The 5,001-nt window shown below is 70.6% G+C and carries 4 protein-coding genes and 1 pseudogene; 3 read left to right on the forward strand and 2 right to left on the reverse strand.

The features are described 5' to 3' along the window. From E4099_RS28855 to E4099_RS28860, 3 genes are all read left to right on the forward strand, one after another. Positions 1–1,251 (forward strand): CurL C-terminal domain-containing protein (locus E4099_RS28855; protein ID WP_245245273.1); only part of this gene is annotated, 1,251 nt, incomplete at its 5' end. Positions 1,252–1,331: 80 nt separating this feature from the next. Then, complete coding sequence (locus E4099_RS33295; protein ID WP_167828514.1) at positions 1,332–1,466, forward strand: PAS domain-containing protein; 135 nt, start codon at positions 1,332–1,334, stop codon at positions 1,464–1,466. A gap of 20 nt (positions 1,467–1,486) precedes the next feature. Further along, positions 1,487–1,915: a helix-turn-helix transcriptional regulator gene (locus E4099_RS28860; protein WP_135342071.1), complete on the forward strand. Its 429-nt coding sequence runs from the start codon at positions 1,487–1,489 to the stop codon at positions 1,913–1,915. Between the two features lie 68 nt (positions 1,916–1,983). On the opposite strand, the gene htpG is transcribed toward E4099_RS28860, so the two are convergent. Together htpG and E4099_RS28870 are read right to left on the reverse strand one after the other, a co-directional pair. Further along, entirely contained in the window at positions 1,984–3,957 is a 1,974-nt protein-coding gene (htpG, locus tag E4099_RS28865) for a molecular chaperone HtpG (protein WP_167828515.1), read from the reverse strand. 213 nt (positions 3,958–4,170) lie between these two features. Further along, positions 4,171–4,848, reverse strand: a pseudogene (locus tag E4099_RS28870) (NADPH-dependent F420 reductase); the annotation flags it as partial. Positions 4,849–5,001: the final 153 nt, after the last annotated feature.

The raw sequence follows: 5,001 nt of genomic DNA on the forward strand, positions 1-5,001 counted from the left end.
GCCCCGGCCCCCGAGGCCCCGGCAGGGCCGCAACTGCTGCTGGTCTCGGCCCGTACGCCCCGGGCGCTGACCCGGGCCACCAACGAGCTGGCGCGGCACCTCAAGCGCCACCCGGAACTCGACCTGGCGGCCGTCGCCCACACCCTGGCGGTCGGGCGCCGGCACCGCGCCCACCGGCGGGCCGTGGTCTGCGCGGACCTCAACGACGCCGCCCTCACACTGGCGATCACCGACCCGGCCCGGGTGATGGACGCCCCGGCGGAGGGCGGCACCGGCCACTTCGCGTTCGTCGCCACCGACCCCACCGGTCCGGTGCCGGACGCGGCCGACCTCTACCGTTCCCTGGCCCCCTTCCGGGCGGCTGTCGACGCCTGCGCGGCCGAGTTGCCGGGCCGCGGCCCTGACGCGCTGGGGCTGCTCGGCGGAGACGGCGGCGTCCCTCTCGCCGCCTTCGTCACCAGCTATGCCGTGGGGCGGACCTGCCAGGAGGCGGGTGTGCGGCCCGCCGCGGTGTGCGGTTCGGGCATCGGCCGCGTGGTGGCCGGCTGCCTGGCCGGGGTGTTCGACCTCAAGGAGGCGCTGGCCCTGCTCCACGGTGACGCCCCGGGCTCGCCGGCCACCTGGGACCTTCCGGTGAGTCTGGGGTCCAGCGGCTGCTGGCTGGAACCCGCGGAGGCCGAGACCCCGGAGACCTGGTCGGTCCGGGAGGACGAGGGAGGGCCGTCGACCGCCCTGCTCGCCAAGGAGGGCCTGACCGCGATCGACCTGGCGACGCCCGCCGGCCGCGGGGCCTCGGTACGAGACACGTTGCTGCACGCCCTCGGCCGCGCCTGGACCCATGGGGCCGAGGTGGACTGGGCGGTCTGGTACGGAGCCGGTCGGCGCCGCGTCCCGCTGCCCACCTACCCCTATGAGCGGGTGCGGCACTGGGTGGAGCCTCGTCGCGCGCCGTCCGCGTCCGGAGACCAGGAGGAGAAGGACGACCTGCGGCAGCGCTTCCTGGGCGCGGGCCAGGCGGAGCGGCGGACGCTGGTGGAGGACTTCCTGCGGCGCCAGATCGCCACCATGCTGCAGCGCGACGCCGACAGCCTGCCCGAGGCCGACGAGGACCTGTTCGTGCTGGGCATGGACTCCCTGATGCTCATCGACGTCATCGCCCGGCTGGGTGACGAACTGGGGCTGGTGGTGCCCTCCACCATCGACAGCGAACACCCCACCATCCAGGAGCTCGTCGACGGGGTCACCGGGTGAACCGGAGCTCCCTCGCAAGGGCCCGCCAGGTGGGGCGGTCGGCACCGGCCGCCCCACCTGACCCGGGCCGCGATGTGGGCATGGCCAGCCTCGACGCGGACCTGGTCGTCCGGCAGGCGAACCCGTTCTTCTCCTGGCGACTGGGCGGCCCGGCCGCCGATGTCCGCGGCCGCCGCCTCCCGGACCTGCTGCCCCCGGCGCCCGAGCGCGGCTGACCCCGCAGCTCACCCGCCTGGTGGACGGGAGCAGCCGGCAGTTCGCCGCGCCGATGCCGGTCACGCAGCAGGCGGACACCGGGTGCACGGTGACCCTCAGCGCCTTCGCGGTATGGGGCGGCCCACCGGACATCGCCGCGGTGCTGGTCGTCCGGTGCCCACCGGGCACCGCGCCGGACACCGAGAGGAAGGGGCCCGCGGGCCCCCGCCGGCCTGTCCTCACACGGGTCGACGCCCGGATCCTGGAGGGGATCGCGGCCGGTCAGTCCACCCTCCGTCTGGCCTCCCGGCTGCACTTCAGCCGCCAGAACATCGACTACCGGGTGACCGGCCTGATGCGGAGGTTCGAGGTGCCCAACCGGACCGCCCTGGTCTCCCGGGCCTTCTCCACCGGCATGCTCGACGCGGGCATTTGGCCTCCGAAGGTCATCGAGGACTTCGTCAGGTGACGGCCTGAACTGAAACAGCGGCACGCGGGGCGGACCGTCGAGGTCCGCCCCGCGTGCCGCTGTCCGCACTACAGGGTGCGCTCCAGCCGGCCGGCCAGCAGGGTGATGAACCGGGAGGGGTCGCTCAGCTCGCCGCCCTCGGCGAGGAGCGCCATCCCGTGGAGGAGTTCGGCGACCTCCTCCAGAGCGGCCGGGTCCTCGCCCTTCCCGTGCGCCTCACGCAGCCCGGTCACCAGCGGGTGGCCCGGGTTGAGCTCGAGGATCCGCTTGATCTGCGGAATGTCCTGGCCCATGGCGCGGAACATGTTCTCCAGGTTCGGAGTCACGTCGTAGGTGTCGCCCACGATGCAGGCGGGCGAGGTGGTGAGCCGCGAGGAGAGCCGAACCTCCTTCACCTTCTCGCTCAGCGTGGTCGTCATCCACGACAGCAGCTCGGCGAACTCCTTCTGCTGCCGCTCGCGCTCGGCCTCGACCTCCTTCTTCTCCTCCTCGGTGTCGAGGTCGACCTGTCCCTTGGCGATCGACTGGAACTGCTTGCCGTCGAACTCCGGCACCGAACCGACCCACATCTCGTCGATGGGATCGGTCAGCAGCAGCACCTCGAAGCCCTTGGCCCGGAAGGCCTCCATGTGCGGAGAGCTCTCGATGGTCTGCCGGGACTCACCCGTCATGTAGTAGATGTGCTGCTGGCCGTCCTTCATGCGGTCCAGGTACTGCCGCAGGGTGACGCTCTCCTCCGCGTCATGGGTGGAGGGGAAGGAGGAGATCTCCAGGATCGCGTCGCGGTTCTCGAAGTCGTCCAGCAGCCCCTCCTTGACGGCGCGGCCGAACTCCTTCCAGAAGGTGGCGTAGCGGTCGGGGTGCTCGGACATCATGTCCTTCACCGTCGACAGCACCTTCTTGACCAGGCGCCGGCGCATCAGCTGGATCTGGCGGTCCTGCTGCAGGGTCTCGCGGGACACGTTCAGCGAGAGGTCCTGCGCGTCCACGACACCCTTGACGAAGCGCAGGTACTCCGGCATCAGGTCCTCGCAGTCGTCCATGATGAAGACGCGCTTCACATAGAGCTGGACTCCGCGCTTGCGCTCGCGCAGGAAGAGGTCCGGTGGGGCCTGGGAGGGCAGGAACAGCAGCGACTGGTACTCGAAGGTGCCCTCCGCGTGCATGCGGATGGTCTCCAGCGGATCGTTCCAGTCGTGGCTGATGTGCTTGTAGAACTCGTGGTACTCGTCGTCGGTGACCTCGTCCCGGGACCGGGCCCACAGGGCCTTCATCGAGTTGAGCGTCTCCATGGGACGAGTGGCGCCCTCGCCCTCGTCCGCGGCGGCACCGTCCGCCTCGGACTCGGCGGAGTCGGTATCCGCGGACGCCGCCGAGCGCGCGGTCTCCGTGGCCATGCGGATCGGCCAGGTGATGAAGTCGGAGTACCGCTTGACGATCTCCTTGATCTTGTGCTCGGAGGCGTAGTCGAAGAGGCGGTCCTCGGCGTCCTCCGGCTTCAGGTGCAGGGTGACGGCGGTGCCCTGCGGGGCCTCCTCGACCGCTTCGATGGTGTACGTGCCCTCGCCGCTGGACTCCCAGCGGGTGCCCTGGTGCTGTGCGGCGTGCCGGGTCAGCAGGGTGACCCGGTCGGCCACCATGAAGGCCGAGTAGAAGCCGACACCGAACTGCCCGATGAGGTCCTGCGAGGCCGCGGCGTCCTTGGCCTCCTTGAGTTCCTGGAGGAGCTGGGCGGTGCCGGACTTGGCGATCGTGCCGATGAGCTCTATCACCTCGGCATGGGACATGCCGATGCCGTTGTCGCGGATGGTCAGGGTCCGCGCTTCCTTGTCGGCCTCGATCTCGATGTGGAGGTCGGAGGTGTCGGCGTGCAACTCCGTACCCCGGAGCGACTCCAACCGGAGCTTGTCGAGTGCGTCGGAGGCGTTGGAGATGAGTTCCCGCAGGAAGACGTCCTTGTTCGAGTAGATCGAATGGATCATCAACTGCAGCAGTTGACGTGCCTCGACCTGAAACTCGAATGTCTCGGCCTGTGTGCTCACATGCTTCCTTTCCTGAGGTGTACCAGGCGAACACGTCCCGTGCGATGGCGGATTCATCAGCAGAGACAAGCCGATTCAGTATAAGGAGGCGGGGATCTTCGGACCTGGTAAACCGGATCACTCCCACTCGATAAGAGACGCGGCCACCCCTCCCGCGCACCGCCGGGGCGCCGCTCCCGGAAGGAGCGGCGCCCCTGGCGCTGCCGCCTGGCCCTATGCCCGGAATTCCGCGGGCCGCTCCCGAGGAGCGGCGGCCAGTGCCCGGGTGATCTCGTCGACCCCGGCGCGCAGGGTGTAGACGGGGGTGCCGGGCTGCTGGTGCCAGGACTCGTCGATGCCGCCCGCGTCCACCGTGTCGAAGCCGAGTTCGTCGATGAGGGCGCGTACGGTCCGCTTGGCTTCCGCGTCGTCACCGGAGACCGGCAGCGCCATCCGCTCCGGGTCGCCCTTGGGGCGCGGCCGCTCCAGGAGGTCCTGGGCGAAGGTGCTGTTGAACGCCTTGACCACCGGGTGGCCGAGGTGCTGCGAGGTCCAGCGGCTCTCGGTCAGCCCGTTCTCGATGGCCTCGATCCGGCCGTCCCGCTCCTTGGGGTAGTAGTTGCAGGTGTCGATGACCACCACGCCGGGCGCGGCCTCCTCGAAGAGGCCGGACGGCAGGTCGGGGACGTTCTTCATGGGGACGGTGACCACCACCACCTCCGCGCCCCGGGCCGCCTCGGTCACGGTGACCGGAGCGGCCCCGGTCTCCTCGGCGAGCGCGGTCAGCGTGTGCGGGCCGCGCGAGTTGGCGACCGAGACCTCATGGCCGATGGCGGTCAGCCGCCGGGTGAGGTTGCCGCCGATATTGCCTGCGCCGATGATGCCGATCTTCATGGGGTGTCCTTCCCGAACCCTCGGAGGATGGCGGTCGTGGGCCGCACGTCCCCGACCTCACGGCGTTCAACCGCCACCCGCGCCCCTTCGTTCCGCTCCGGCACCCGGTGGGAGTAGCCGGTGCCCCGGGTGGCCCCGGCGCGGCTCAGTCGGCCCCGCGCTCACCACCTC

Origin of the sequence: Streptomyces palmae (assembly GCF_004684805.1) — a bacterium.
Taxonomy (GTDB): domain Bacteria; phylum Actinomycetota; class Actinomycetes; order Streptomycetales; family Streptomycetaceae; genus Streptomyces; species Streptomyces palmae.